The 26,964-nt window shown below is 71.6% G+C and carries 23 protein-coding genes; 8 read left to right on the top strand and 15 right to left on the bottom strand.

From position 1 onward, the window contains the following. Positions 1 to 4: 4 nt before the first annotated feature. Genes ACFPYL_RS16585 through ACFPYL_RS16575 form a run of 3 tightly spaced genes read right to left on the bottom strand, consistent with a single transcriptional unit; the run spans position 5 to position 3,820 of the window. Positions 5 to 2,050, bottom strand: coding sequence for a VWA domain-containing protein (locus ACFPYL_RS16585; RefSeq protein WP_379156551.1), 2,046 nt, complete (start codon positions 2,048 to 2,050; stop codon positions 5 to 7). Then, positions 2,047 to 2,439: an OsmC family peroxiredoxin gene (locus ACFPYL_RS16580; protein WP_379156548.1), complete on the bottom strand. Its 393-nt coding sequence runs from the start codon at positions 2,437 to 2,439 to the stop codon at positions 2,047 to 2,049. Before ACFPYL_RS16580 ends, ACFPYL_RS16585 begins: the two co-directional genes overlap by 4 nt. Beyond that, a complete protein-coding gene (locus ACFPYL_RS16575) occupies positions 2,432 to 3,820 on the bottom strand; it encodes a magnesium chelatase (RefSeq protein WP_379156545.1) in 1,389 nt (462 codons plus the stop codon). Before ACFPYL_RS16575 ends, ACFPYL_RS16580 begins: the two co-directional genes overlap by 8 nt. A 62-nt stretch (positions 3,821 to 3,882) precedes the next feature. Between ACFPYL_RS16575 and ACFPYL_RS16570 the strand changes: the two genes are divergently transcribed. Both ACFPYL_RS16570 and ACFPYL_RS16565 read left to right on the top strand, forming a co-directional pair. Beyond that, the gene (locus ACFPYL_RS16570; protein WP_379156542.1) at positions 3,883 to 4,251 is read left to right on the top strand and encodes a YchJ family protein; all 369 of its coding nucleotides are present in this window, start codon (positions 3,883 to 3,885) and stop codon (positions 4,249 to 4,251) included. Then, positions 4,248 to 4,754, top strand: a complete 507-nt coding sequence (locus ACFPYL_RS16565) for a GNAT family N-acetyltransferase (protein ID WP_379156539.1) — start codon at positions 4,248 to 4,250, stop codon at positions 4,752 to 4,754. Before ACFPYL_RS16570 ends, ACFPYL_RS16565 begins: the two co-directional genes overlap by 4 nt. On the opposite strand, the gene ACFPYL_RS16560 is transcribed toward ACFPYL_RS16565, so the two are convergent. After that, positions 4,729 to 5,541: an enoyl-CoA hydratase gene (locus ACFPYL_RS16560; protein WP_379156536.1), complete on the bottom strand. Its 813-nt coding sequence runs from the start codon at positions 5,539 to 5,541 to the stop codon at positions 4,729 to 4,731. The genes ACFPYL_RS16565 and ACFPYL_RS16560 overlap by 26 nt on opposite strands. Before the next feature lie 192 nt (positions 5,542 to 5,733). Between ACFPYL_RS16560 and ACFPYL_RS16555 the strand changes: the two genes are divergently transcribed. Continuing rightward, entirely contained in the window at positions 5,734 to 6,270 is a 537-nt protein-coding gene (locus ACFPYL_RS16555; protein WP_379156534.1) for an AMIN-like domain-containing (lipo)protein, read from the top strand. Here ACFPYL_RS16555 and cydD read toward each other — a convergent pair. The 6 genes from cydD to ACFPYL_RS16525 form a co-directional block, all read right to left on the bottom strand. Then, positions 6,257 to 9,439, bottom strand: coding sequence for a thiol reductant ABC exporter subunit CydD (gene cydD / locus ACFPYL_RS16550; RefSeq protein WP_379156531.1), 3,183 nt, complete (start codon positions 9,437 to 9,439; stop codon positions 6,257 to 6,259). The two genes, ACFPYL_RS16555 and cydD, sit on opposite strands and share 14 nt — an antisense overlap. Then, a complete protein-coding gene (gene cydB, locus ACFPYL_RS16545; RefSeq protein WP_379156528.1) occupies positions 9,439 to 10,455 on the bottom strand; it encodes a cytochrome d ubiquinol oxidase subunit II in 1,017 nt (338 codons plus the stop codon). The genes cydD and cydB overlap by 1 nt, the downstream gene beginning before the upstream one ends. Before the next feature lie 38 nt (positions 10,456 to 10,493). Further along, a complete protein-coding gene (locus ACFPYL_RS16540; protein WP_379156525.1) occupies positions 10,494 to 11,948 on the bottom strand; it encodes a cytochrome ubiquinol oxidase subunit I in 1,455 nt (484 codons plus the stop codon). A gap of 346 nt (positions 11,949 to 12,294) precedes the next feature. Beyond that, positions 12,295 to 13,488 (bottom strand): lipid-transfer protein, encoded by a 1,194-nt coding sequence (locus ACFPYL_RS16535; RefSeq protein WP_379156522.1) that lies wholly within the window; start codon positions 13,486 to 13,488, stop codon positions 12,295 to 12,297. After that, positions 13,485 to 13,919 (bottom strand): Zn-ribbon domain-containing OB-fold protein, encoded by a 435-nt coding sequence (locus ACFPYL_RS16530; RefSeq protein WP_379156519.1) that lies wholly within the window; start codon positions 13,917 to 13,919, stop codon positions 13,485 to 13,487. The genes ACFPYL_RS16535 and ACFPYL_RS16530 overlap by 4 nt, the downstream gene beginning before the upstream one ends. A 165-nt stretch (positions 13,920 to 14,084) precedes the next feature. Further along, on the bottom strand, positions 14,085 to 15,482 hold the full coding sequence (locus tag ACFPYL_RS16525) for a cystathionine beta-synthase (RefSeq protein WP_379156516.1): 1,398 nt from the start codon (positions 15,480 to 15,482) through the stop codon (positions 14,085 to 14,087). Between the two features lie 78 nt (positions 15,483 to 15,560). Between ACFPYL_RS16525 and ACFPYL_RS16520 the strand changes: the two genes are divergently transcribed. From ACFPYL_RS16520 to ACFPYL_RS16510, 3 genes are read left to right on the top strand one after another with little or no spacing between them, the layout of a single operon-like run. Beyond that, positions 15,561 to 16,586, top strand: a complete 1,026-nt coding sequence (locus ACFPYL_RS16520) for an SGNH/GDSL hydrolase family protein (RefSeq protein WP_379156513.1) — start codon at positions 15,561 to 15,563, stop codon at positions 16,584 to 16,586. Between the two features lie 53 nt (positions 16,587 to 16,639). Beyond that, positions 16,640 to 18,118 (top strand): APC family permease, encoded by a 1,479-nt coding sequence (locus tag ACFPYL_RS16515; RefSeq protein ID WP_379156510.1) that lies wholly within the window; start codon positions 16,640 to 16,642, stop codon positions 18,116 to 18,118. Further along, a complete protein-coding gene (locus ACFPYL_RS16510; protein ID WP_379156507.1) occupies positions 18,115 to 18,423 on the top strand; it encodes a helix-turn-helix domain-containing protein in 309 nt (102 codons plus the stop codon). Before ACFPYL_RS16515 ends, ACFPYL_RS16510 begins: the two co-directional genes overlap by 4 nt. Before the next feature lie 12 nt (positions 18,424 to 18,435). Here the strand turns inward: ACFPYL_RS16510 and lepB are convergent, their stop codons facing one another. The 4 genes from lepB to ACFPYL_RS16490 form a co-directional block, all read right to left on the bottom strand. Further along, positions 18,436 to 18,981 carry a signal peptidase I gene (gene lepB, locus ACFPYL_RS16505; protein ID WP_379156504.1) on the bottom strand — a complete coding sequence of 182 codons (546 nt, stop codon included), beginning with the start codon at positions 18,979 to 18,981 and terminating at the stop codon, positions 18,436 to 18,438. Positions 18,982 to 18,985: 4 nt separating this feature from the next. Continuing rightward, positions 18,986 to 21,445: a copper amine oxidase gene (locus tag ACFPYL_RS16500; RefSeq protein WP_379156501.1), complete on the bottom strand. Its 2,460-nt coding sequence runs from the start codon at positions 21,443 to 21,445 to the stop codon at positions 18,986 to 18,988. Between the two features lie 10 nt (positions 21,446 to 21,455). After that, positions 21,456 to 22,214, bottom strand: a complete 759-nt coding sequence (locus ACFPYL_RS16495; RefSeq protein WP_379156498.1) for a hypothetical protein — start codon at positions 22,212 to 22,214, stop codon at positions 21,456 to 21,458. A 263-nt stretch (positions 22,215 to 22,477) separates the two neighbouring features. Further along, on the bottom strand, positions 22,478 to 23,362 hold the full coding sequence (locus ACFPYL_RS16490) for a Bax inhibitor-1/YccA family protein (protein WP_379156496.1): 885 nt from the start codon (positions 23,360 to 23,362) through the stop codon (positions 22,478 to 22,480). A 150-nt stretch (positions 23,363 to 23,512) separates the two neighbouring features. Here ACFPYL_RS16490 and ACFPYL_RS16485 point away from each other — a divergent pair, with 150 nt between their 5' ends. Next, positions 23,513 to 23,866: an MmcQ/YjbR family DNA-binding protein gene (locus ACFPYL_RS16485; protein WP_379156494.1), complete on the top strand. Its 354-nt coding sequence runs from the start codon at positions 23,513 to 23,515 to the stop codon at positions 23,864 to 23,866. Positions 23,867 to 23,971: 105 nt separating this feature from the next. Here the strand turns inward: ACFPYL_RS16485 and ACFPYL_RS16480 are convergent, their stop codons facing one another. Next, on the bottom strand, positions 23,972 to 25,807 hold the full coding sequence (locus ACFPYL_RS16480; protein WP_379156491.1) for a glycosyl hydrolase family 18 protein: 1,836 nt from the start codon (positions 25,805 to 25,807) through the stop codon (positions 23,972 to 23,974). Positions 25,808 to 25,886: 79 nt separating this feature from the next. On the opposite strand from ACFPYL_RS16480, the gene ACFPYL_RS16475 reads away from it, so the two are divergent. Beyond that, on the top strand, positions 25,887 to 26,960 hold the full coding sequence (locus ACFPYL_RS16475; RefSeq protein WP_379156488.1) for a hypothetical protein: 1,074 nt from the start codon (positions 25,887 to 25,889) through the stop codon (positions 26,958 to 26,960). Positions 26,961 to 26,964: the final 4 nt, after the last annotated feature.

The raw sequence follows: 26,964 nt of genomic DNA, 5'->3' as shown, positions 1-26,964 counted from the left end.
CGGCCTAGTCCCCCACCCAGAAGCCGCGACCACCGCCGCCGAACCACCCGCCGTACCCGCCCGAGCGGTAGGGCCCGTCCTCGTAGGACCCGCCACGGCTGCCACCCTTGCGCGAGCCGAGGTAGGAGCCGACGACGGCGGCACCCAGGTCGTCGAGCTCCGGGGCGACGACGCGACCCTCGACGCGGTCCGCCATCTGCTCGATGAAGCGGGCCAGGCCGGGGTCCTCGCCGAGCCGGAAGAACGTCGTCTGCGCGCCGAGCCGCATGGCGTTGTCGAGCTCGCGCACGGCGTACGCCACCGTCAGCGGGTGCGGCGGGTAGGAGAAGTAGACCTCGCCGTCGGGCTCGAGGTGCGAGGTCGGCTCGCCGTCGGTGACGATCAGCAGCACCGGCTGGGCGTTCGGCTGCTTGCGGAAGTGGCGGTTGGCGAGCAGCAGTGCGTGGTGCAGGTTGGTGCCCTTGTCCCACATCGCGTCGAGCGCGGTGAGCTGCTCGATGTCCATCACCTCGGCGTGCCGCCCGAAGGCGATCAGCTGGAGGTCGTCGCCGCGGAAGCGCGACTTGATCAGCGTGTGCAGCGCGAGCGCGGTGCGCTTCATCGGCACCCAGCGCCCGTCCATCGCCATCGAGAACGACGTGTCGACGAGCAGGGCGACGCAGGCCTGCGTGCGGGCCTCGGTCTCCTGGACCTCGATGTCTTCGATCGACAGCCGAGGCCCGGTCGGGTCCCCCGCACGACGGAGCACGCCGTTGAGCATCGTGCGCGGCACGTGCCACGGCTCGGTGTCGCCGAACGCCCACTGGCGGGTCGCCCCGGACAGGTCACCGGCAGCACCCGCCCGCTGGAGCTCACGGTTGCCCTGGCGTCCGGACATCCGCTCCGCGACGTCGCGCAGCAGCGCCTTGCCGAGCTGGCGCATCGCCTTCGGGGTGAGCCGCAGCTGGCCGTCGGAGCCGCGCTTGAGGGTGCCGGAGTCGCGCAGCGCCTTCTCGAGCTGCTGCAGGATCCGGGCGTCGACGGCGGCCTGGTCGCCGAGCTGGCGGGCGAGCTTGTCGAGGTCGAGGTCGTCCATCCGCGCGCCGCCGTACCCCTGCGAGAGCTGGTCGGCGAGCTGGTCGAGGTCGGCGAGGTCCTGGAAGACGCCGGTGCCGTCGCCGAGGCCGAGGCCCTCCTCGCCGCCCATCTGCTCCGAGCCGCCCCAGTCGAGGTCGGGGCGCAGCGACTGGAGGTTGTCGTCGAGCCGGCCGAGCGCGTTCATCAGCTCGGGTGAGCCGAAAGCCCCGGCCGAGAGCTCCATCAGCTCCTGGCGCTGCTCGGCCGACATCGAGTTGAGCATCCGCTGCGCGGCCGCAGAGCGCTGGGCAAGGGACTCGAGCAGCTCGTCGATGTCCTGCGGGTTCTCCGGGAAGTAGTCGCCGTGCTTGTCCATGAACTGCTGGAAGTCCTCCGGGGTGTCCTCCCCCATGCGGTGCTTCTCGAGCAGGTCGTTGAGGTCGCCCAGCATCTCGTTGACGGCGGCGCGGTCCTCGTCGGTCGCGTTCTCGAGCGCCTGCTTCATGCCGGCGAAGCGCTGGTCCAGCAGCTCGCGGCCGAGCAGGTCCTTGATCTGCTCGTAGGCCTCGCGGGCCTCGCTGCTCTGCCAGTCGTACGACGCGAGCTCGCTCACCGCGGCGGACGTGTTGGGAGACAGGTTCTCCAGCTGCATCTCGCGCAGCGCCCGGTCGCCGTCGTCCATCATCGCGTCGCGGGCGAGCTGCTTGCGTTCCTCGAGCACGGCCTTGTCGAGCAGCTCGCGGACCTCCTGGAGGGTGCCGTCGAGGTTGTGCCGCTGGGTCAGCTCGCGGCGCCGCTCCGCGACCCGACGGGCCAGGTCGTCGAGGCCGCTCTGGTCGCGGCCGCCGCGGCGCAGGAACTCCCGCATCGCGCGCTCGGGCGAGTAGCCCGCCATCACGTCCTCGCCGATCGCGTCCAGCGCCTCGCTCAGGTCGACCGGTGCGGCGAGCGGGTCGCCACCGTCGTACCTCTTGAAGCGGGTGCGGTCCTTCATCGTCGGCTCACCGTGACCTCGCCCCGCACGACGCGCGGGATCTCCGCGACGATGTCCACGGTCTCCAGCAGGCGGGCGATCACGTCGCCGGCCTCGGACGAGTCGACCGAGACGTCGTAGTCGATCGCGGTCGTCGACCAGGTCGCCGAGTCGAAGTCGCCGCTGGCGCCGACCAGCACCCCGTCGACCGGGATGCCCGGCTCCGCCTCGCGGAAGACGTCGTTGAGGACGCAGCAGGCGACCGCGGTCAGCAGCAGGTGCGCTCCGGTGCCGCCGCCCTCGACGGCGATCCCGCCGTCGGTCCACGGGTGCGGGATGACGTACGTCGGGGTCAGGTCGCCGGCCCTGGAGCCGGCGGCGACCCGGACGTCGACGTGGACGTCAGCCATAGACCGTCTCGGATCCGTCGGTGTCCTTGCCGATCTTGCGGGCCAGGTAGAGGCCTTCGAGCGCGAGCTCGATGGCACCGGCCCGGGCGCCGTCGTTGGTCGCGCCGAGCCGGTCGCACACGTCGTCGTACAGCTCGGACTCGCCCAGCACCGGCAGGCCGGTGAGGAAGTCGCGGGCGGTGACCTGCTCGCCGGTGGTGACCATCGCGCCGGACTCGATCGCGTCGACCAGCAGCGCGAAGTCGATGCCGCGGAAGTGGTGGCGGACGGTCTCGGCGGTGGCGGTGCGGAGGAGGTGGGTGAGCACCTCGGCCTCCCGGCCCTCCTCGCCGCTCTCGAACTCGATCTTGCCGCCGAGCACGTCGACCGCGGTCTCGAGGTCGACCACCCGGGCGACCGCCTCGGGCTCGCCCTGCACGGTCGCCCGGTGCAGCGCGGCCGCCGCGATCGTCTCCGCACCGGCGATCGAGAAGCGCGCAGAGACACCGGAGCGCTGGTCGACCGAGGTCGACTCGCGCAGGTTGCGGGTGAAGCGGGCGAGGATCTCGACGAGGTAGTCCGGGACGTCGGCGACCAGGTCGGCCTCCTGCCGGATCACGGCCACCTCGTCCTCGAGCACGGTCGGGTAGTGCGTGCGGATCTCGGCGCCGAAGCGGTCCTTCAGCGGGGTGATGATCCGGCCGCGGTTGGTGTAGTCCTCGGGGTTGGCGCTCGCGACGACCAGCACGTCGAGCGGCAGCCGCAGCACGTAGCCACGGATCTGGATGTCGCGCTCCTCCATCACGTTGAGCATCGCGACCTGGATCCGCTCCGCCAGGTCGGGCAGCTCGTTGATCGCGACGATGCCGCGGTGGCTGCGCGGGATCAGCCCGAAGTGGATCGTCTCGGGGTCGCCGAGCGACCGGCCCTCGGCCACCTTCATCGGGTCGACGTCGCCGATCAGGTCGGCGACCGACGTGTCGGGGGTGGCCAGCTTCTCGGCGTACCGCTCGTCGCGGTGCTTCCACGAGACGCGCAGGTCGTCGCCGTACGTCGCAGCGGCGGCCTGGGAGGCATGCGTGATCGGGTCGTAGGGGTGCTCGCCGAGCTCGGAGCCGGAGATCACCGGCGTCCACTCGTCGAGCAGCCCGACCATGGTGCGCAGCAGGCGGGTCTTGCCCTGGCCGCGCTCGCCGAGCAGCACGATGTCGTGACCGGCGATCAGCGCGCGCTCGAGCTGCGGGATGACGGTGTCCTCGAAGCCGTGCAGCCCCGGCCACGGGTCGCGGCCCTCGCGGAGGGCCTCGAGCAGGTTGTCGCGGATCTCCTGGCGCAAGTGCTTCTGGACGTGGCCGGACTCGCGGAGCTGGCCGACCGTTGCGATGGTGGGTGCGGAAGTCACGCGATCACGCTACGCCCGGCAGGCAAGAAGCGGGACCCGTCTCCGGTTACTACTCTGTGACCGTGCCACCACTCCAGCAGCCCTGTCCGTGCGGCAGCGGCGCGACGTACGACGCCTGCTGCGGGCGGCTCCACCGCGGCGCGGCGCTCGCGGAGACGCCGGAGGAGCTGATGCGCTCGCGCTACGCGGCGTACGCCGTGGGCGACAGCGACTACGTCTTCCGCACCTGGCACCCGCGGACCCGCCCCGACGACCTCTCCCCCGACCCCGGGCGGACCTGGACCGGGCTGACCATCGTCGCCGCGGCGGACGACTGGGTCGAGTTCGTGGCGTCGTACGAGGTCGGCGGCGCGGCGGGTGAGCAGCACGAGCGCAGCCGCTTCGAGCAGCGCGCCGGACGCTGGGTGTACGTCGACGGGGAGTTCGAGTGACGGTGCTCGTCCGGGAGCGTCGTCCCGACGACCTGCCGGCGCTCGTCGAGGTCCTCGTCGAGCAGCAGCCGTCCTCGCAGTACCCGATCCGCTGGCCGCTGCCCATCCCGGTCGAGGACTTCCTGGTGCGTCCCGGCGAGGAGCGGGCCTGGGTCGCCGAGGTCGACGACCGGGTCGTCGGCCACGTCGCGGTCTACGAGCTCGGTGGTCCGCTGCGCGACGACTTCGTCCGCGGCGCGGGCCGCGACGACCTCGCCGAGCTGGCCGTCCTCTTCGTCGCCCTCGACGTGATCGGCACCGGGGTCGGCGGTCGCCTGATCGACACCGCGGTCGACTGGATCCGGTCGACCGGGAGGATCCCGGTGCTCGACGTCGTGCCCGTGCACGACCGCGCGCTGCGGGTCTACGAGCACCGGGGCTGGCGGGTGATCGGCGAGGCGCGGCCCGAGTTCCTCGGCAAGATCTCGCCCCTCGTCCTCATGGCGCTCGACGGTCGTCGGTGAACCGCGGTGCCCGGCCCTCCTTGCGAGCCAGCGTCGCCTCCTCGAAGTTCCCGGTGAGCATCCGCAGGTAGAGCTGGCCGATCCCCTCGGACGACAGGTAGGTCTCCATCGAGGTCGCGGACTGCCCGGCGTGCAGCGACCTCTTGGTGAGCTCGATGCCGGGCTGGGAGAAGCCGGCGATCCGCTGCCCCATCTCGACCGCGGCGCCGACCACGTCGGTCGCGACCGACGAGACGAGACCGATCCGCTCCGCCTCCTCGGCGGTGACGTCGCGGCCGGTGAGCATGATGTCGGCGGCCCGGGTGGAGCCGACCGCTCGCGGCAGGAGGAAGGACAGCCCGAGCTCGCTGGCGGTGAGGCCGTTGTTGATCCCGGCCGCGCGGAAGTACGCCGCCGGGGCGGCGACCCGGAGGTCGCACGCCAGCGCGAGGCAGAGCCCGCCACCGATCGCGGCCCCGTTGACGGCGGCGATGACCGGCTGGTGCAGCCGCCGGATCGTGAGCACGACGTCCTCCAGCACCTCCATGGCGCGCAGGGCGTACGTCGGCCGGGTCAGCCCCGCGACGCCCGGCGGCACCCCCGCCGACTCCTGGTCGGCGCCGGAGCAGAACCCCGCGCCGGCCCCGGTCACGACCACGGCACGCACCGCGTTGTCCCGGCCCAGCTCGAGCAGCGCGTCGCGGAAGGGCACCATCACGTCGTACGACATGGCGTTCATCCGCTCGGGACGGTTCAGGGTGACCACGGCGACGGCCGGGTCCGGGCGCTCCACCAGCACGTAGGACATTCCGGGAGACTAGAGGCTCGCTCCGTCGAGGCAGGGCGATGTGCGCGGCTTGCTGGTTCGCTCGGCTCGGCGGCCGACAGGCTTGCTATGCGGGTACGGCGGTCTCACGTCGACACCCGTGGTTGAGGAGGGCCGCCACACCCGCCTCGAATCCCCGGAAAGCCGTGGCAGGGCGGTGCGTTCGACTGGCGGGTGGCCGTCAGCGAAGAGCGGGGAAGGTCTGGTGCACAGGGTGAATCAGATCTTCCCCGCTATCCACACGGATGGGCCACGCCCCCGTTCGGGGCCGGGCTCCGGGCGGACGACGGCGGTCAGGGCTCGGGCAACGGGCTCGGGCTGACCGACGTCCGCGCCTCGCACGAGGACGGCTACGACCGCGTCGTCCTCGAGCTCGGCGGCTCGGGGACACCAGGCTGGCGGGTGGAGTACGTCGACCGCCCCGTCTACGAGGGCTCCGGCGAGCCCGTCGCCCTCCAGGGGACGACGTTCCTCTCGGTCGTCCTGCGTGGCGTCGGCCAGCCCTCCGACACCGGCATCGCGGCGTACGGCGACGACACCACCCGCGTGCCCGGCGTCGGCGGGATCGCCGAGGTCGCTCCCGGCGGCGTGTTCGAGGGCGAGCAGGGCGCCTTCATCGGTCTGACCGGCGCGAGGCGGGCGTTCCGCGTCTTCACCCTGACCGATCCCACGCGCGTCGTCGTGGACGTGCGCGACCTCAACCCAGGCTGAGCACCCGGTCGACGCGGTCGAGACCGGCGTCGGCGTGGGTGATCCAGACGACCGTGCGGGAGCGGTCGCCGTCGAGGACCTCGGCGGCCAGCTCGTCCGCGGTGGCGCCGTCGAGGTGGGCGGCCGGCTCGTCGAGCACCAGCACCGGCTGGTCGGCCAGCAGCGAGCGCGCGATGGCGATCCGGGCCCGCTCGCCGCCGGAGACCTGCGCGTGACCGTCGCCGAGCCAGCTGTCGAGGCCGTCGGGCAGCGAGTCCAGCCACGCACCGAGGCGGGCCTGCCGCAGTGCGGCGTCGACCTCGGCGTCGCTGGCGGCGGGCCGGGCGAGACGCACGTTCTCGACCAGGGTGGTGGCGAAGACGTGCGGGTCGTCGTCGACGAGCCCGACGGTACGGCGTACGTCGTCGAGGGCGACCTCGGGCAGCGGCCGGCCGCCGAGCCGGACGGTGCCGCGCACCGGGTCGACGAACCGCAGCAGCAGCGCGGCGAGCGTGCTCTTGCCCGACCCGGTCGGGCCGACGACCGCCACCCGGTCACCGGGGGCCAGCGACAGTGACAGCGAGTCGAGCACGACCCGGTCGTCCCACGCGGCGCTGACCCCGTCGAGCGCCAGGTCGGCGCCGACGGGCACCACCGGCGCGACCGGCGAGGTCACCGCCGGCGGGCTATCGGCGAGAGCGGCGAGCCGGTCCTCGGCCGCCCGGGTGCGGGCGGCCAGCGCGCCTGCGTCGGCCAGCGACGAGGCGACCTCGCCGAGGGCGAGCGGCAGCAGCACGAGGAGGGCCAGCATCGGCCCGCCGACGACCCCGGGCAGCAGCAGCGCCGACGCGGCGACCGCCAGGCCCGAGCAGGTCAGCACCAGGGCGCGGCCGCTGGCGAGCCAGGTCGCGGCCGCGACGGTACGGCGTCCGAGCTGACCGCCCAGCTCAGAGACGGCGTCGAGGGTGCGTCCCTCTGCCTGCCACATCGCCAGCTCGCCGGCGGTCTGGGTCGCCTCGACGACCGCGTCGGACAGGGCAGCGCGGGCGTCGACGGCGGCGCGCTCGGCGCGGGCCGCACCGGTGCGCGCCAGGGCGTAGGCCGCCGCTGCCGACGCGCACAGCCCGAGCAGCACGGGTACCACGACGGGCGCCGCGAACGCCGTGACGACGGCCGCGATGGCGGCCGTGATCACGAACCCGCGCACCGGCATCCGCACCCGCAGCTCGCGGTCCAGCACCGCGTCCACGTCGTCGACGACCGTCGCCAGCACGTCGCCGCGCCGGCGACCGAGTGCACCCGGCGTGAGCGGCACGACCGCGTCGTAGACAGCGACCCGCCGGTCAGCCAGCATCCGGAGCACGACGTCGTGGGAGCGGAGCCGCTCGGCGTACCGCAGCACCGGCCGCGCGATGCCGAAGGCCCGGACCGCCACGATCGCGACGAGCAGGGTCAGGATCGCCGGCTGGTACGACGCTTTGACGATCAGCCAGCCGGCGGTCGCCGTGAGGGCGACGCCGGAGGCGGACGCAAGACCGCCGAGCACGGTGGGGAGCAGGAGTCCGTGCCGGCGTTCGACTGCCGGCTCCTCCGGAGGTGACGGGCGGGCGGCGACCGACGCGGCCCGCACCGGCAGCACGGCTGTCGGCACCGGGAGCGTCACGACCCGGTCGGCCACCGCGACCAGGGCCGGACGGTGCGCGACGACCACGACGGCGGAGCGCCGGCCGAGCTCGCGGACGGTCTCGACGATGACCCGCTCGGTGTCGACATCCAGGTGGGCGGTCGGCTCGTCGAGCAGCACGTACGGGCGGTCCGCGAGCACCACCCGCGCCAGCGCGAGCCGGGCCCGCTCGCCCGCCGACAGCGTCGTGCCGTCCTCGCCGAGCACCGCGTCGAGCCCGACCGGCAGGGCGACGGCCGCAAGCGCCGACCGGAGCCGGTCGTCGTCGGCATCCGGTATGGCGAGGCGCAGGTTGTCCGCGACCGTGCCGCGCACGAAGACCGGCCGCTGCGGCAGCCAGGCGATCCGGTCACGGGTGGGGCCGTGGACGGTGCCGGACGCGGGCTCCAGGAGCCCGGCCAGGATGGCCAGCAGCGTCGACTTGCCGCAGCCGGACGGGCCGGTGACCGCCAGCACGCCGCGATCCGGGACGGCCAGGCTCACGTCGTCGAAGGCGGGTACGGCACGGCCGGGGTGCAGCACCGACACGTGCTCGAGCCGCATCGACCCGGGCCGCCGGTGCGGTGTCGGGTCCTCGGCGTCGACGAGCTCGCTGGCGGCCTCGAAGGTCGCCACCCCCTCGGCGGCGGCGTGGAACTCGGCACCGACCCGGCGCAGCGGCCAGTAGGCCTCCGGCGCCAGCAGCAGGACCACCAGCGCGGTCTCGAGGTCGAGGTCGCCGTGCGAGAGCCGGATGCCGACCGTGACCGCGACCAGCGCGACCGACAGCGTCGCCACCAGCTCGAGCACCGCCGACGAGGCGAACGCGATCTGGAGCGTGTGCACGGTGCGTCGCCGGTAGCGCTCGGTGATCGAGCGGATCGTGGCCGACTGCGCCTCGGCACGCCGGAACGCCACCAGCGTGGGCAGCCCGCGCATCACGTCGAGGAAGTGCCCCGACAGCGACTCGAGCGCACGCCACTGCAGGCGCGCGCGGTCGCGGGTGGCCAGCCCGACCAGGATCCCGAACACCGGGATCAGCGGCAGCGTGAGCAGCACGATCAGCGCGCTCATCGGGTCCTGGGTCGCGATCGCCACCAGGGTCACGACCGGCAGCACGCCCGCGAGCACCAGGGCCGGGACGTAGCGGGTCAGGTAGGGCTCGGCGGCCGTCGCACCGCGCGTCGCCAGGGTCGCGAGCTCGCCGGTCGACCGGCCCGCGCCGCCGTCACGCAGGATCGCGCCGACGACGCGGCGGCGTACGTCGGAGCCGACGACCGCGGCCGCCCGCGCCGCCATCGTGTCGGTCGTCCACCCGATCGCCGCCCGGGCAGCGAAGACGCCGGCCACCACGAGGGCCCAGGGCCACACGGCCCCGTCGTCGAGCGTGGCGAGGATGAGCTCGGTGACCGCCCAGGCCTGGCCGACGAGGAGCAGGCTGCCCACTCCCCCGGCGACCAGCACGACGGCGAGCTCGCGCCGCGCGGGCGCGAGCTGCCGGCGTACGGCGGGATCGGTGGGTCGCACTAGTGGATGCCCTCGAGCTCGGCCTCCGGGATGTGGTGGATCGAGATCCGCTTGCGGAAGATCCAGTAGGTCCAGGCCTGGTAGCAGAGCACGATCGGCGTGAAGATCGCCGCGACCACGGTCATCACCGTGAGGGTGTAGTGGGTCGCCGCCGCATTGGTGGTGTTCAGCGAGAACGCCGGGTCGGTGCTCGACGGCATCACGTCGGGGAAGAGCGCGACGAAGAGGCCGGCGACCGCCAGCGCGATGCACACGAACGTGCCGATGAAGCCCCAGCCCTCGCGACCGGCGTACGCCGTGGCGATGCCGGCCACCAGCGCGAGCGCCGCGACGACGAAGAGGAGCGCCGACCAGCCGTTGCCCGTGTGGACCTGCGCCCAGACCAGGAAGGCGACCGCCACCACAGCGGCGACGAGACCCAGCTTGATGGAGAGTGCGCGAGCCCGGTGGCGGATGTCGCCGTCGGTCTTCAACGCCACGAACATCGCGCCGTGGGTGAGGAAGAGGAAGAGCGTCACCAGCCCGCCGAGCAGGCCGACCGGGTTGAGCAGCGTGAAGATCGTGCCGGTGAAGTCCTTGCTCTCGTCGATCGGCACCCCGCGCACGATATTGGCGAAGGCCACGCCCCACAGGAACGCAGGCACGTAGGAGCCGACGATGATCGCGCGGTCCCACCACGAGTGCCAGGCGGCCTCGGGCCGCTGGTGCCGGTACTCGAAGGCCAGCCCGCGGACGATCAGCGCGACCAGGATCAGCAGCAGGGGCAGGTAGAACCCGCTGAAGAGGGTCGCGTACCACTCCGGGAACGCCGCGAAGGTCGCGCCGCCGGCGGTCAGCACCCAGACCTCGTTGCCGTCCCAGACCGGTCCGATCGTGTTGATCATCTGACGCCGCTCGCGGTCGTCGCGGGCGAGCACCGGGAGCAGCATGCCGACGCCGAAGTCGAAGCCCTCGAGGGTGAAGTAGCCGATCCAGAGGACGGCGATCAGGATGAACCAGACGGTCGTGAGTTCCATCGCACAGAATCTTTCGGTTATCGAGCTTGTCGGGATGCTCAGTAGGCGAACGCCAGCGGGCGGTCTTCGTCGTCACTGCCGCCGAGCGTCGGGTTCGGTGGCTCCTGATAGGCGTCGGCGCCCGTGCGGATGGTCCGCAGGATCAGGCCGACCTCGATCACCGCGAGCCCGCCGTACAGCAGCGTCAGGGTGACGAGCGAGATCCAGGCCTCGGTCGTGCTGACCCCCGGCGAGTCACCGTGGGCCGTGGTCATCAGGCCGAAGACCACCCACGGCTGCCGGCCCATCTCGGTGAAGATCCAGCCGGCCGAGTTGGCCAGCAGCACCAGGATCGGGGTCGCGACCGCCATCCGGCCGAACCACTTCGAGGTGGGTGCCCGGCCCTTGCGCGTCAGGAAGAGGATGAGCGCCGCGAAGAAGGCGCCGGCCATGCCGAGCCCGATCATGTAGCGGAAGGTCCAGTAGGTCACCGGGATGATCGGCGTGTAGCTGCCGGACGGGTCGTAGTAGCGAGCGCCCGGGTCCTGGCCGTACTTCTCCTGGTACTGCGCGCGCAGGTCGTTGATGCCCTCGACCTTGCCGTCGAAGCTGCCGGTGGCGAGGAAGGAGAGCAGGCAGGGCACGGTGATCGCGAACTTCTCGGACGTCCCGTCCGGCGTACCGATCGTGAAGATCGAGAAGGGCGCGCAGGAGTCCTCGGTGTCGTAGAGCGCCTCGGCCGCCGCCATCTTCATCGGCTGCACCTCGGTCATCACCTTGCCCTGGAAGTCGCCGGTGACCGCGACGCCGAGGCCGGCGACGAGCACCACCCAGGCACCGAGCCGGATGCCCATCCGGTACATCGCCCGGTCGGCCTGGTGCTTCTTCGAGACGTAGAGCCACGCGGAGACGCCGAGCACGAACGCGGCCGCGGTCATGTACGCCGCCAGGATCACGTGCGGGAAGGTGACCAGCTGGACCTTGTTGAACATCACCGCCGCGAAGTCGGTGAGCTCGGCCCGACCGGTGTCCGGGTTGTACTTGTAGCCGACCGGGTGCTGCATCCAGCTGTTCGCCGACAGGATGAACCAGCTGCTCGCAAGAGTGCCGACGTGGACGATCCACATGCACCCGGCGTGCAGGCCACGCGGCAGCTTGTCCCAGCCGAAGATCCAGAGCCCGAGGAAGGTCGACTCCAGGAAGAAGGCCAGCAGCGCCTCGACCGCGAGCGGCGCCCCGAAGACGTCACCGACGAAGCGGGAGTAGTCGGACCAGTTCATCCCGAACTGGAACTCCTGCACGATCCCGGTCACGACGCCGATCGCGAAGTTGATCAGCATCAGCTTGCCGAAGAACTTCGTGAGCCGGAGCCACTCCGGGCTCCTGGTGCGCAGCCACAGCGTCTCCATCACGGCGACGAGCAGCGTCAGCCCGATCGTGAGGGGCACGAAGAAGAAGTGGTAGACGGTCGTGATGCCGAACTGCCACCGAGCGATGTCGAGAATGCTGTCCACGTGGTCTCCAACCCAGAGTGACTGCGACGCGCCAACCGTAGGAAAAAACTGTGCTCCGAACGCCCGGGCCAGGGGTCCCCCGGAACGGGCCAAAGGTCCTACCCGAACGCTTGTGAAACTTTTCTCAAAGTCTGCAACGGGGCGTGGGAGGCCCCGTCACCGGGGGTCACGAAGGGGCCCGCCGGAGTGGCCCAGGTCTCTTTCGGGCGGGTGGTTTCGAGGCTCAGGCCTAGCGGCCTTCGCACCTCAACCACCGGGTCGGTGGTTGAGGTGCGAGCGGAGCGAGCGGACCCGGTGGTTGAGGTGCGAGCGGAGCGAGCCTCGAAACCACCAGCCCGCGTGGGTGTCAGACGCTGAGGATGACCGAGGAGCCGTGGCCGAAGAGGCCCTGGTTGGCGGTGATGCCGACGCGGGCGTCCTCGACCTGGCGGCCGGTCGCCTGGCCGCGCAGCTGCCAGGTGACCTCGCAGACCTGCGCGAGCGCCTGGGCCGGCACGGCCTCGCCGAAGCAGGCGAGCCCGCCCGACGGGTTGATCGGGATCCGGCCACCGATGGTGGTGTCCCCCGCGCGCAGCAGCGACTCGGCCTCGCCACGCTTGCAGAGCTGGAGGTCCTCGATCCAGTCCAGCTCGAGCGCGGTCGAGAGGTCGTAGACCTCCGCGAGCGAGACGTCGGCGGGGTCGACACCGGCCTCGTCGTACGCCGCCTGGCCGATCGACTCCTTGAACGTCTGCTCGGGTGCGGACACCGCGTTGGTGGCGTCGGTCGAGAGCAGCGGCATGTCGATCACGGTCTGCGGGAAGGTCGGCGTGACGGTGGAGATCGCGTTGATCCTCACACCCCCGCCGAGGCCGTGCTTCGCGGCGTACTCCACCGAGCAGAGCACCACCGCGGCCGCGCCGTCGGAGGTCGCGCAGATGTCGAGCAGGTGCAGCGGGTCGGAGACGACGGCGCTGGTCAGAACGTCGTCGACGCTGACCTCCTTGCGGTAGCGCGCGTTCGGGTTCTCCAGGCCGTGCTTGGCGTTCTTGACCTTCACCGCGGCGAAGTCCTCGGCGGTGGCGCCGTAGAGGTCCATCCGACGCCGCGCGTAGAGCGCGAAGTACGCCGGGTTGGTCATGCCGAGCAGGCGGAAGCGCAGCCAGTCCGGGTCGGTCCAGCGCTCGCCCGCGTTGGGCGCGAGGAACCCCTTCGGGGTGGTGTCGGCGCCGACGACCAGCGCGACCTCGGACATCCCGGCGAGGATGCGGGCACGGGCGGTGTCGAGGGCCTGGGCGCCGGTGGCGCAGGCGGCGTACGACGTCGCGACCTTCGCGCCGTTCCAGCCGAGCGCCTGGGCGAAGGTCGCGCCGGCGACGTAGCCGCCGTAGCCGTTGCGGACCGTCTCGCCGCCGACGATGAGGTCGACGTCCTGCCACGCGATGCCGGAGTCGGCGAGCGCGGCCCGCGACGCGTGCACGCCGTAGTCGACGAAGTTCTTGCCCCACTTGCCCCACGGGTGCATGCCGACACCCGCGACGGCGACGTCGTTGCGGCTCACTGGTCGGCCTCCTCGCCCATCTCGGTGACGGGCTTCCAGCGCCAGATCAGCTGCTCGGACGCGTGCTCCGGCTCGACCACGAGCTCGACCTCGGCGCCGACGTGCAGGTCGGCGACGCCGTAGCCCTGGGCGACCTGGCCGAGCACGACGAGCCCCTCGGTCAGCTCGACCGCGGCCAGGGCGAACGGCACGAACGGGTCGGGCGCGACGTACGGCGCGGGCGGCTGGTACTGCGCGTCCGTGTAGGACCACACGGTCCCGCGACGCGAGAGCGCGGTCTCCTCGAACTCCTCGCCGGCGCAGGCCGGGTTGGCGCAGAAGCCGCTCGTCGGCGGGAAGAAGACCGACCCGCAGGTCGTGCAGCGTGACCCGAGCAGCGTCGGGTCCGGGCCGGTCGTGAACCAGCCGTCGATCGCCGGGGTCGCCGTCATCCGCACTCCTGAGGACTCGCTCGGAAACTAGAACGTGTTCTCACCACTATAGGCGCAGCCACTGCGAGGGAGTTTCATCGGTCGACCGATGAAACTCGTGCTTGGACGATGAAAGTTTGTCGTCCAAGCGTGAGTTTTGTCGGTCAGCCGATGAAACTCCCGCCCTCAGCCCCGCGCCAGGTACCCCAGCAGGTCGTGACGGGTGACGACGCCGACCGGCTTGCCGTCCTCGTGGACGAGCAGCGCGTCGGCGCCCTCGAGCGCACCGACGGCCTCCGACGCGGGCTCGGTGGAGCCGATCGAGGGCAGCGGCGGCGACATGTGCTCGCTGACGCTGTCCGTGAGCCGCGCCGTACCGGTGAAGAGCAGGTCGAGCAGCGCCCGCTCCGACACGGACCCGACGACCTCGGCGGCCACGACCGGCGGCTCGGCGCGCACCACGGGCATCTGCGAGACGTTGTACTCCTGGAGGATCGCGACCGCCTCGGCGATCGTCTCGCCGGGGTGCGTGTGCACGAGGTCGGGCAGCCGCCCGTCCTTGCCGCGCAGCACCTCCCCCACGCTCTGCACCTCGCGCTCGACGCCGTCGACCGGGAAGCCGTACTGGCCCAGCCAGTCGTCGTTGAAGACCTTGGTGAGGTAGCCGCGGCCGGAGTCGGGGAGCAGCACGACGATCACGGCGTTCTCACCCTCGGGCGTGCCCTCGAGCTCGTGCGCGAGCTGGATCGCGGCGTACGCCGCCATGCCGGACGAGCCGCCGACGAGCAGCGCCTCCTCGCGCGCGAGCCGACGGGTGGTCGCGAACGAGTCGGCGTCGGAGACCTCGATGATCCGGTCCGCGACGTCGCGGTCGTAGGCGTCGGGCCAGAAGTCCTCACCGACACCCTCGACGAGGTACGGGCGGCCGGAGCCGCCGGAGTAGACCGAGCCGGCGGGGTCGGCGCCGACCACCTTCACGTCGGGGTTCTGCTCCTTGAGGTAGCGGCCGGTGCCGCTGATCGTGCCACCGGTGCCGACACCCGCGACGAAGTGCGTGATCTTGCCTTCGGTCTGCGCCCAGATCTCCGGACCGGTGGTCTCGTAGTGCGAGCGCGGGTTGTGCGGGTTGGAGTACTGGTCGGGTTTCCAGGCGCCCGGCTGCGACGCGAGCCGGTCGGAGACGTTGTAGTAGGAGTCGGGGTGCTCGGGCTCGACGGCGGTCGGGCAGACGACCACCTCGGCGCCGTACGCCTTGAGCACGTTGCGCTTGTCCTCGCTGACCTTGTCGGGGCAGACGAAGACGCACTTGTAGCCCTTCGCCTGGGCCACCATCGCCAGCCCGACGCCGGTGTTGCCCGACGTCGGCTCGACGATCGTGCCGCCCGGCTGGAGCTCGCCGGACGCCTCGGCGGCCTCGATCATCCGGGTCGCGATGCGGTCCTTCACGGAGCCGCCGGGGTTCAGGTACTCCACCTTGGCCAGGACGATCGGTCCTGATGCGCCCTCGAGGGAGCCCATGGACGTGGACAGCCTGAGCAGCGGGGTGTTGCCGATCAGGTCCAGAAGCGAGTTGACGTACTGCATGCAGCCAATCTAGAGGCGGTCGTCACAACCGCCGAAACCCCGTGCGTACCCGGGGGTAGGGCTCCGTAGGGTGAGGGTGTGGGTAAAGCCGGAGCCGCACGCAAGCTGGCCTCCGCCGCGGCGTACGGCGGGGGTGGCCTGTCCGTGCTCGGCGCCAGCCTGTACGGCGTCCTGCGGCTCGAGGCCGGCGTCGCCCGACGCACCATCGGCAACGCCGAGGGCGACCCACCCGACCCGTCCGGGTGGTACGGCCGGGGCCGGCCCGGCCCCGCGATCAAGGTCGTCCTGCTGGGCGACTCCAGCGCGGCCGGCTACGGCGTGGCGCGGGTCGAGGAGACTCCCGGCGCCGTCCTCGCCAGCGGGGTCGCCGAGCGCGGCGACCGACGCGTGCACCTGCGCGACTTCGCCGTCGTCGGCGCGATGTCGTCCGACCTGAGCGCCCAGGTCGACAAGGCGCTGCCGACCCGGCCCGACGTGGCCGTGATCCTGATCGGCGCCAACGACGTGACCCACACCGTGCTGCCCGCCGCGTCCGTGCGCCACCTCGTCGAGTCGGTGCGCCGGCTGCGCGAGGCCGACGTCGCGGTGGTGGTCGGCACCTGCCCGGACCTCGGGACCATCAAGCCGATCATGCCGCCGCTCAGGCAGGTCGCCCGCGCCTGGTCGCGCCGGATCGCCGCCGCCCAGACGATCGCGGTCGTCGAGGAGGGCGGCCGGACGGTGTCGCTCGGGTCGATCCTCGGCCCGGAGTTCGCCGCGGCGCCCGCGGTGCTCTTCGGGCCGGACCAGTTCCACCCGTCGGCGAGCGGCTACCGCTCGCTGGTGCAGGTGCTGCTGCCGTCGACGCTCGCGGCGCTCGGCCTGGTCCCCGAGGACGAGACCGAGCCCGAGGCCTACCGCGGCGAGGGCGTGCTGCCGATCACCGCCGCCGCCATCCAGGCCGTCAACCAGCCGGGCACCGAGCTCGGCGGCACCGAGGTGGCCGGCTCGCGGCGGGGCGTACGCGGCCTGTGGGTGGAGCTGCGGCACCGCCGCCGGCACCCGGACACCGAGGGCGAGGCGCCCGATGCCGCCGAGGACGCCCCGGACCAGCCCGCCGGATAGCCGGTCCCGCTCACCGAAACACCGTCGAAACCGGCGCGATCTACGGTTCCGGCGTGGCGGACACGACCTCGGGCCCGAGCCGCGGCGCGAGCCCGCGCCGCGGTCTGGTGCTGCGCGACCGCAACCGTCTCGACGGTCTGGAGCGCCGCAGCCTGCCCTTCGGTTCCGTCCTGGCGCAGTCGCTCGCGGGAGCGATGCCGGCGGCGATGGCGTTGTCGACCCCGGCGCTGCTGTCACGGGTGGTCGGTCCGGGCGCCTGGGTCTCGGTGCTGCTCGCCGGCACGGTCCTCGCCCTGGTCAACGCCTGCGTGTGCCAGTTCTCCACGCGGGTGGCGGCATCGGGGTCGCTCTTCAGCTTCGCTGCCCAGGGACTCGGCGGCTTCGGCGCACTCGTCGTCGCGGTCTCGATGTTCCTGAGCTACAGCACGCTGGCCGGCTGGGCCCTCGCGCAGTCGGCGGTGTTCACCTCGCGGATGACCCACGACCGGGCGTCCGGGGACGAGTTCGGGCAGTGGACCTACGTCCTGGTCATCGCCGGCTTCGCCCTCGTCTGCCTCCTGGTGATGAGCATCGGCGTACGCCGGGCCGGGCGGATCACCCTCAGCGTCGAGGCGTTCACCCTCCTGGTGCTGGTCGGGCTCCTGGTCGCCGCGGCCGTCGAGCGCGGCGGCATCGGCACCTCGGCGCTGAGCCTCGAGGGGGCCGACCCCGAGCGGATCCTGCGGGGGACGCTGTCGATGTTCAGCATCTTCTTCTGCTTCAAGTCCGCGGCGTCCCTGGGCGCAGAGACGGCCCAACCCTTCAAGTACGTCCCCCGCGCGACCTCGACGGCACTGCTGATGATGACCGGCCTCAGCCTGGTCGCGGTGCTGGTCGTGACGCCGACCGGCGCCGAGCTGCCGCGCGGCTCCGGCGGGTCGACGGCGTTCTGGCTGCCGTCGGGGACCCACGACCACGTCGACCAGCTGACCAGACTGATGCGGCTGCTGTGCAACCTCGGCTGCGTGCTCGCCGTCTGGGCGAGCCTCGCCCGGCTGGTCTTCAGCTGCGCGCGCTCAGGGCTCCTCCCCCGTCGCTTCGGGCGCACCCACCCCAGCCTGCGCACGCCGATCCCAGCGCTGGTGCTGACCGGCGTCCTCGTGGTCGGTCCCGCCCTGGTCTGGACGGTCTTCTCCTCGGACATCCGCGAGGTGGAGCACCTGCTGGTCAGCGCCTCGGACATCGGGTTCTTCCTGATGTACGCCGTGACCTGCGCCGCGATCCCACCGTTCCTGCGGCGCATCGACGAGACGTTCACCGGGGCGGTCGTCGTCGCCCGCCTCGGCGTCGCCGCCATCTCCGTCGCCGTCGTGCTGACCATCTGGTACGAGCACCGCGACGGCGAGGTCGTCTCGCTGCTGACCCTCACGGGGCTGGTGGCCGTGGCAGCCGTCTGGTCCGCGATCGCCCGGCGCCGCGGCCTCGGCCCGGCCGACTTCCGGGTCCACGACGAGACCGTCGCGACCGACGTCTACGCGGGAGCGGGACGATGACCCCCGAGGTCGACCGGCCGTTCCGCGGCCGACAGCCGCAGGCGGTCAACCACGCCCTCGAGATCATGGGAGCGATCGCCGCCGCCGGACCGGGCGTCACGGCGACCGAGATCGGCACCCGGCTCGGCCTGCCGCGCGCCACGACGTACCGGATCCTCAAGCACCTGATCCAGGAGGAGTACGTCGTCCGCAGCCCCGACCTCACCGGCTACTGCCTCGGGGCTCGGGTCGTCAGCCTCGCCCTGGTGGTCGCCGGCCAGGCCCGGCAGCACACCGAGCACGCCCAACCCCTGCCGCGGGACTAGGAACACCGCGGCTCAGAACGACCAGCGCACCGTGCCGCGCACGTCCTCGAGCGCGACCATCCCCCGACCGGGCGTCGCAGTGAGGTAGCGGGAGTCGACGGAGGCGTCCCGGTTGTCGCCCAGCACCCACAGCTCGGCGGGGCCGACGGTGACGTCGAAGGCCAGCAGGGTGCGCGAGCGGGACGGCACGACGTACGGCTCCTCCAGCGGCCGTCCGTCGACCTCCACCCGGCCGGACGGGTCGCAGCAGACGACGTGGTCGCCGGGGAGCCCGATCACCCGCTTCACGAACACCGAGTCGGCGGGGCCGGCGATCCGCTCGACGGCCTCCCGCCAGCCGCCGGGGTCGTCGAAGACGACCAGGTCGCCGCGGTGCGGCTCCTCGACGGGGAGGACCACCACGTGGTCGCCGCGGGTGAGCGTGGGCGCCATCGAGTCCGAGCTGACCCGCATGACCGCCGCCCCGGGGGCGAGGGCATGGGCCCCCGGGACGACGGCGAGCAGCCCGACGAGCACGAGCACCAGAGGTGCTCTCCGGCGCGCCGGGCTGCTCCTCATCGGGCTACTTCACCACCGTCAGGACCAGCGCCGAGCTGGTGCTGGCCGCGGTCTGCGCCGAGCCGAGGTAGCGCACCTTGAGGGCGTGCTTCCCGGCCTTCAGCTTCGGCAGGGTGACCTTCGCGACGCCCTTCGACCCGGTCGTCAGCGTCGCCTTGCCGACGACCTTGCCGCGGTCGAGGACCTCGACCTTGCCGAGCGGGAGCACCACGGAGGTGACCTTCACGGTGACGACGCCGTGGGCCGCGGCCTTGACCTTCTTCCTGGTCAGGGTCCCGGTCGTCCTGGTCGTCGCCTTGGCCACCGTCACGACGTTCGACGAGGCCGGGTTGGTCGCATCGCCCTTGGTCGCCGTGACCACCGCCTGCAGCGCGAGGCCCGCGTCCGCCGCGACCGGCTGGTACGCCGCCGAGGTCGCGCCCGGGATCGCCGTCGCACCGCGGTACCACTGGTAGCCGAAGGTGAGGCCGGACTTGTCCCAGGTGCCGTCGGACACGGTCAGCGTGCCCCCGACCGACGCCGTGCCGGTGATCGCCGGAGCGGCCGTCGCCTGCGGGCCGCTGACGGTCACGGCCAGCGACTCGGCCGTGCCGGACACGCCGGCCTTGGTCGCCGTGACCACCGCCGTCAGGGGCTTGCCGACGTCGGCGGCCCTGGCGACGTACGTCGCCGCCGTGGCGTCCACGATCGGCTCGCCGCTGCGCATCCACTGGTAGGCGAACGTCAGGCCCTCGAGGTTCCAGGCCCCGTCGCTGACCGTCAGCGTCTCGCCGGGGTCGAGCGTGCCCCCGACGACCGGCAGCTCCGTCGCGGTCGGCTCCAGGATCGCCAGCGGCTCGCTCGTGACCGTGGACGCCAGGCCGCTCTTGGTGCTGGTCGCCGTCACGTCCGCCGTGAGCTCCGCACCGGCGTCCGCGGCCGTGGCCGTGTACGTCGCCGCGGTGGCGTCGGTGATCGCGGTGCCGTCCCGCAACCACTGGTAGGCGTAGGTCAGGTTGGTCTGGTTCCAGGTGCCGTTGCTCACCGTCAGCGCGGCGCCCGCCTCGGGGGTGCCGGAGATGACCGGCTTGGTGAGGCTCGGCGGCGCGATGCACGCGGCGTGGAGCTCGCCGCCCGGGTTGCCGTTGATGCAGGTGCGACCCGCAGGCGTGGCCGGGTTCTGGGCCGTGAAGTCACGAGCGACCAGGTCGAACGACTGCCAGTGGGTCGGCATCGGGCTCTGGTCCTCGTCCCGGATGATGTGGTGGAAGCCCACGTTGATCCAGGCCACCGGGTCGGTCAGCGGTGCGGTGTCGTTGGCGACGTAGTTGACGATGCTCTGGTTCTTGCAGGCGGCGTTCAGGTTCGACGACGCGTACTCCTGGCACGCGTTGTTGTTCGTGAACGTGATCTGCGGCTGGGTGACCGGGCTCGAACCGTAGCGCTGGACCTTCTGCATGTTGATCTCGTAGGACCGTGCGTGCTGGTCGTCGTTGAGGCTCGACGGCGAGACGACCCGGTACCACGTGAGCTCGTCGTCGCTGTCGGTCCCCTTCGCACCGAACGACGCAGCCTGGGTCACGTCGGTCTCCTCGGTGGTGAGGATCTCGCCCTTGGACCCCGTCGTCGCCTTCACGCCCGTGTAGGTGGTGTCGTAGCGCTCCACCTTCTGGTCCGTCTTGTCGTCGATCCCGAAGTCCGCCCGCCAGATCGCGTTGTGCCAGTGCGAGGCGGCGTAGTCGGTGTCGCCCTCGCCGACCGGCCAGCCGGTGGTCGTGTCGTTGACGCCGGACCCGTCGGAGAAGTCCTCGTAGGAGATGTCACCGGTCGCGCCGAGGTTGGCCGTGATCGTGCCCTCCTCGTGGAAGTCGATCCGCTCCATGTACTCGTACCAGTCGACCTTGGAGATCGAGGAGATGGTCAGCTTCGACCCCTGGTCGACGTACATCGGGCTGTCGGCCGGGCTGCCCCAGACCTGCTCGTGCGAGCGGTAGGCGACGCCCGTGCTCTCCTCGGCGACACAGATGCCGGGGATCGTCCGGTCGTAGACGACGCTGCGCCGGGTCCAGTTCTGGTGGACGTCGAGCAGGTCTCCCGTGGGGCACTCCTTGGTGCTCAGCTTCTGGAGGTACTGGTTGCCGAAGCCGTACGACGTCAGGTCGTCCCACACGTTCTCGCCGGTGTCGTAGGGCACGTTGAGCTGCGAGAGGTAGAACGAGTCGAGGACCCGGTGATAGCTGTTCGAGCCGGCCGCCTTGAAGGAGATCTGCTCGAGGACCAGGCCCTTGTTGGTGTGGATCGAGACGCACATCGCCCAGGCGGACCCGGACTCGAGCTGCTTGACGACGAGGTTGCTGCCCGAGCAGGAGAGGCCGGGGTCGACCGGGTCGGACGAGGCCGAGGGTGCGACCGCGACCAGGCCGGCGGTCAGGCCGAGGAACGCGACGGCGGCCAGCAGGCGGCGTCGCAGGTGGATCGTGCTCATGTTCGTGCTCCTACTTGGTCGCGAGGACGGTGCCGGCGGACAGGTCGACGACGAACCCGGAGGTCGTCAGGTAGCGGCCGTTCGGCGCCTGGATCTGCAGCTCGACGCAGCGGTGCGCGCCGCACGCGTCGGCACCCTGCACGCCGGGAGACGGCTTGTACGAGCCGCCGGCGTACGAGACCTGGTCCTTGCGCGTCAGCCGACCTGCGCCCTGCTCGGCGAAGGCGGCGGCGACCGGGGCGGCCAGCGGCGACTCCAGGAGCAGGTCCATGGCCACGTCGGCCTCGGTGGCCGTCGTCGGCGACTGGACGCCGCCGGTCGCGAGCGCGCTCACGACCTTGCCGGCGGTCAGGTCGACGGTGACCTGGTGCTGCCGGTCGGCGGTGTAGTCGTAGAACACGACGTCGACCAGGCGGGCGTCGCCGTCCACGTCGGAGTTCGGGATGTTGGCGCTGAGGAACTCGGCGCCGGGCTCGCCCAGGACGTCGGTCGCGTCGGCGGGCAGCGTCGCCTCGGCGAGGTGCTTGGCGTAGCCCCACTCCTCCAGGCTCAGCTCGTCGCGGGGCGCACCGAGGTGGTCGGGCCGCGCGGTCGGGACGACCTTGACGACGACGGCGTCGCCCGACGGCGTGTCAGCGCCGCTGACCGGTGAGCTGAGGGTGTTGACGGCGATCGCGGCGCCGGCGATGCCGGCGGCACAGGCCGCGGCGACCACGAGGCGCGCGCGTCCCGGCGTACGGGACCGCTGTGGCGGGTTGTCGAGGTGCACGTGAGGGCTCCTTGTGGCATGAGCCGATGAGGCTCGGCGGATGGACCGGGCCACCCGCTCCCTCCCGAAGAGATCGGCACGCCCTGGCGCCGGAACCTAGGAGCGCGATGTTTCGGCGGTCGGCAGTGCGCAGTTGCCGCGACGAGCCACTTGAACGAGACACGTGTTACGGCTCAGCACCCTTGAATGGGACAGCCGCCCCCGGGCATGCAGAAGGGCCCCGGGGCAGTGCCCCGGGGCCCTTCGTCGACGTACGTCGTGGATCAGTCGCCGCGCATGATCGCGAGGATGCGCAGCAGGTTGGTGTAGATCCAGACCAGGCTGACCGTCATCGCGAACGCGGCACGCCAGCCCTCGCGGTCCGGCAGCCGGTTGGCGACGCCCTGCTCGACGAAGTCGAAGTCGAGCACCAGCATGAAGACACCCAGCGCCAGGCCGATGAGCGCGAAGACGAAGCCGAGCTTGCCGTCCTCGAAGAGGCCGATCTGGGCGTTGAAGAGGCTCAGCACGACCTCGATGATGCTGATCGCGACGACGCCGAGCATGGCCGCGATGACCATCTTGCGGAACTTGTCGGTCACCTTGATGTTGAAGAACTTGTAGACCGCCAGGGTGCCGGCGAAGGCGCCGAACGTGCCCACGACCGCCTGCATCACGATGCCGGGGTAGGCGAGCTCGAACACCTTGCTGATGCCGCCGAGCGCGACGCCCTCGGCCGCGCAGAAGAGCAGCACGAGAGCCGGGCTGATCACCCGCTTGAACGAGTTGACCATCGACAGCACGAACGCGACCAGCGAGCCGATCGTCGCGGCGGCGATCAGGCCGCTGATGTCGGACGGAGTGGTCGTGTCGGCGTCGATCGACGGGCTCAGGATCCAGGTCGCGGCCGCGGCGACGATCACGACGACGAGCGAGATCGCGGTCTTCTGGACCACCGAGTCGATCGTCATCGGGCCGCCGGTGGCGACCGGGGCCGGCGTGCTGCCGGGCTGGCCGGGCTCGCCGGTGCCCCAGGTGGCGGGGTCCGTGTAGCCCTGCTGGCCGTAGTTCTGGTAGCCGGATCCGTTGCCGGCGTAGGTCTGGTTGCCGTAGGCGTTCGAGGAGTTGAACTCCTCCGAACGACGGAACACCGGGTTGTTGCTCTGCATTGGTCTCTCCTCGAGGCCGGGGGCGTCGTCGCTGTGACGGGTCACCTCAATGAGCCCATCCTAAGCGGGCTCACTGGGTTCAACGCCGGGCGAGGCCGCATCGTTCCCGCCCGGGCCGCGTGTGTCGGCGTCGTGCGGAAGACTCCACCCGTGCCCGGATCCGTGATCGCCGACTTCCTGGAGCTGGTCGAGCAGCTCCCCGACGTCGTCCGGTCCGACCACGACCGGTACTGGCGCTTCGACGTGGGCAACCGGGTGTTCGGCTACCTCTGGGAGCCGACCCGCACCGTGGGTCTCAAGCAGACCATCGCCGAGCAGCTCGCCCTGGTGGCCGAGCGGCCCGACGTCTTCGAGGTGCAGTTCACCGCGTGGGGCTTCGGTTGGGTCGTCGTCCACCTCGACGGCGTCGAGCGCGACGAGCTCGCCGAGCTGGTCTTCGAGGCCTGGCGGCTGACGGCGCCCGCCGAGGTGGTCGACGCCCGCGCCGACGTGCTGCCTGTGTAGGGGTGGTTTCGAGGCTCGCTCCGCTCGCACCTCAACCACCGCCGAGCACGGTGGTTGAGGTGCGAAGGCCGCCAGGCCTGAGCCTCGAAACCACCCCCGGCGCGCCTACTCCAGGAAGCTCTTCTTGACCGCGTCCATCAGCGGGTTGGTCCCGGAGCCTGGCAGCCACCCGTAGTTGATCGTCCAGAGGATGGTCCCGCCGACGCCCGTCTCCGTGACCCAGTCGCCCTTCGCGGTGATCGACCGCTCGTCCTCGTAGGAGAGGAGACCCGCCGGGTAGCGCGCCGGGTCGAGCTCGGGCACGAACCCACCGTCGTACACGCGGTAGGTCGACTGCGCCTCCTCGTCCCAGCGCAGCGAGCCGTGGCTGAAGTAGCCCATCCGGTCGAGCTCGCTGTAGGACAGCGGCGCGTCCTGGATCTCGTAGATCTCGTTGTCGTCGGTCGACTGCCGCGGCGCCGTGATGCCGGGGCCGTAGTAGATCCCGTAGAAGCCGATGCCGATCCCGATCCGGTCGCGCGGCACCCCGCTGGCCTCGTACGCCGCGACGCTCGACGAGATGTCGACCGGGTTCAGCCCGCCCGCACCGTGGAGCGCGCCGGAGAACCACGACAGCCAGCCGCCGCCGCTCCAGGTGGTGCCGACGCCGTACGTCATCAGGTTGTACTGGTCGACCTTGAGCGCGACCTCGGTCTGCCACGGCTCGGGCCGGCCGCCGTTCTCGTTGATCTTGATCGCGTAGCCGGGGAAGGTGAGCAGCCCCGGGGTCGTCGCGTAGCGGTCGCGGGTCGCCATCTCGGCGCGGATCGCGTCGACCAGCCCGAGCAGCCGCTGCTGCGCCTGCGCCGCGGTGACGGGGTCCTCCCCCGGCGCGGCGCAGTCCGGGTGGCCGTCCAGGCAGTTCTCCCAGTCGAGGTCGACGCCGTCGTAGTCGTGCTCGACGAGGTAGTCGACGATGGTGTCGACGAAGTCGTGCTGGAGCTGCGGCGTGGCCGTCGACCGCAGGAAGCCCCGCCCGTCACCGCCGTCGCCACCCAGCATCAGCAGCGCCTTGATGCCCGCGTCGTGGGCGCGACCGACCAGGTAGTCCTCGATGCTGTCGCCGCTGCCGTCGGGCGCCCTGTCCGGCTCCTGCGCGGACCAGGCGCCGTCCATGAGCTCGGTCGGGTCTCCGCCGAGCGAGCCGCCGCCGGGGGCGACCCGGCCGAAGACGAAGTGCGTCATGGCGGTCATGTCGACCTCCTCCGGCGGGTAGAGCCACTCCCAGAACCACGCGGCGTAGTAGCCGGTGACCCACGGCTTCCGCCCGGCGGGTGGCGGGTCGTCGACCGGCACCGTGACGGTCGCCGGATCGGTCGCGACGGCGGACGCCCCGTGCCACCGCTCGGCGACGGCGCGGTACGTCGTCGTCGCAGTGGGCGACATCGGGAAGCGGGCCCGACCGGCCGCGTCCTGGGTCGCGCGATCGACGGTCGTCCAGCCGTCGGGGCCGGCGACCTGGAGGACGACGGGGCGGCCGCGCCGTACGGGCGTGAAGGTCGCGACGGGCGGCTGGAGCGAACCGGACTGGACCACCGGGGTGACCGTCGTACGACGCGAGGTCCAGGCCGGGAGCCGCTCCCTCCCGACCCGGACGCTCGGCGCGACGACGCGATAGGTGCCGGCGGCGGCGCGCAACGCGAACGCGTAGCGACCCGCGCGCGTCGTCCGCGCCCGGTCGACCGCTCGCCAGGACCCGGGCACCTGACGCTGGAGGACGACCGGGCGTCGCACGCGGCGCGGCGCGACGCCCGCGACCGTCACCTGCTCGCCGGCGATCGCCGTCACCACCCGCGGAGGTACGACGGCGGCTCTCGAGCGGACCGCGACCAGGGTCACGAACGAGAGGAGGAGTGCGACCACCAGCAGGGCGACGCCGATGCGCACGGAGGAGCGGGGCATGGGCCGAGTCTGGAAGGCGCGGCGTCCCGACCGGCAGGTCTTGGTGTCCCGGATCTCCGGGATCCTCCATGATCACCCTGTGGAAGACGTGGTGTTCACCCTGGTCGTGGCCGGCCGGTTCCTGCTGCCCCTGTTGATCCCCCGCTTCCCGCTGCCGGCGATCATCGCCTGCCTGGTCCTGGACGCAGCGGACCAGACGATCTTCCAGGCCTTCGGGTTCGACCCTCCGGGGTACCAGAACTACGACAAGGCGATGGACATCTTCTACCTCGCGATCGCCTACCTGGCCGCGATGCGCAACTGGGACAACCTGCACGCGTTCGCGGTCGCGCGGTTCCTCTTCTACTACCGGCTCGCCGGTGCGTTCCTCTTCGAGGTCACCCACGAGCGCTGGCTGCTGCTGGTCTTCCCGAACACGTTCGAGTACTTCTTCATCGCCTACGAGCTGTGGCGCACCCGCTGGCGGACCCGCCCGGTCTCGCAGCGCGCGTGGATCCTGACCGCGGCGTTCATCTGGATCTTCATCAAGCTGCCGCAGGAGTACTGGCTGCACATCGCGGAGCTCGACGTCACCGACACGCTGCACGACTACTGGTGGGCCTGGCCGTTGCTTATCTTCCTGCTCCTGCTGCTCGCGGCCATCCTCTGGTTCGGCGTACGCCCGCGGCTGCCGGAGCCCGACCACGCGCTGCGCGTCGTCTCCGACCCGGTCCCCGACGCGGTCGACACGAGCGCCAAGCTCGCCGCGATCCACGTCGCCGGTGGCTGGGTCGTGTCGTGGATGACCCTCGAGAAGATCGTGCTGGTCGGCGTGGTCTCCGCGATCTACGGGCTCTTCCTGCCGACGGTGTCGCTGTCGACGCAGGACCTCTTCATCGCCATCGGCACGCTCGTCGCCCTCAACGCGGTGATCACGCTGCTCTTCTCGCGTCGCAGGTGGTCGATCGAGTCGGCGGCGATCGCCGTCCTCGTCCGGCTCGGCGTCAACGTCGGGATGGTGTGGCTGATCGACTTCACCCTCGGGCGGAGCGGGCACGGGTGGACGACGTTCTTCTTCCTCTGTCTCATCAGCCTGATGACCACGCTGCACGACCGCTACCAGCCGGTCTACGCCTGGCGCCGCGCGCAGGAGATGGACCTGCGCGAGGCGTGAGGCC

Source organism: Nocardioides hankookensis (genome assembly GCF_042658885.1).
Taxonomy (GTDB): Bacteria; Actinomycetota; Actinomycetes; order Propionibacteriales; family Nocardioidaceae; genus Nocardioides; species Nocardioides hankookensis.
The sequence above is the reverse complement of the archived record's forward strand: the minus strand, read 5'-3'. Positions and strand labels throughout refer to the sequence as shown.

Coding starts and splice junctions, on each gene's coding strand:
- cydB (WP_379156528.1), bottom strand. CDS start 10,455: ATGGAACTCACGACCGTCTGGTTCATCCTGATCGCCGTCCTCTGGATC.
- ACFPYL_RS16525 (WP_379156516.1), bottom strand. CDS start 15,482: ATGCAGTACGTCAACTCGCTTCTGGACCTGATCGGCAACACCCCGCTG.
- lepB (WP_379156504.1), bottom strand. CDS start 18,981: ATGAGGAGCAGCCCGGCGCGCCGGAGAGCACCTCTGGTGCTCGTGCTC.
- ACFPYL_RS16510 (WP_379156507.1), top strand. CDS start 18,115: ATGACCCCCGAGGTCGACCGGCCGTTCCGCGGCCGACAGCCGCAGGCG.
- ACFPYL_RS16490 (WP_379156496.1), bottom strand. CDS start 23,362: ATGCAGAGCAACAACCCGGTGTTCCGTCGTTCGGAGGAGTTCAACTCC.
- ACFPYL_RS16580 (WP_379156548.1), bottom strand. CDS start 2,439: ATGGCTGACGTCCACGTCGACGTCCGGGTCGCCGCCGGCTCCAGGGCC.
- ACFPYL_RS16500 (WP_379156501.1), bottom strand. CDS start 21,445: ATGAGCACGATCCACCTGCGACGCCGCCTGCTGGCCGCCGTCGCGTTC.
- ACFPYL_RS16560 (WP_379156536.1), bottom strand. CDS start 5,541: ATGTCCTACGTGCTGGTGGAGCGCCCGGACCCGGCCGTCGCCGTGGTC.
- ACFPYL_RS16585 (WP_379156551.1), bottom strand. CDS start 2,050: ATGAAGGACCGCACCCGCTTCAAGAGGTACGACGGTGGCGACCCGCTC.
- ACFPYL_RS16480 (WP_379156491.1), bottom strand. CDS start 25,807: ATGCCCCGCTCCTCCGTGCGCATCGGCGTCGCCCTGCTGGTGGTCGCA.
- ACFPYL_RS16530 (WP_379156519.1), bottom strand. CDS start 13,919: ATGACGGCGACCCCGGCGATCGACGGCTGGTTCACGACCGGCCCGGAC.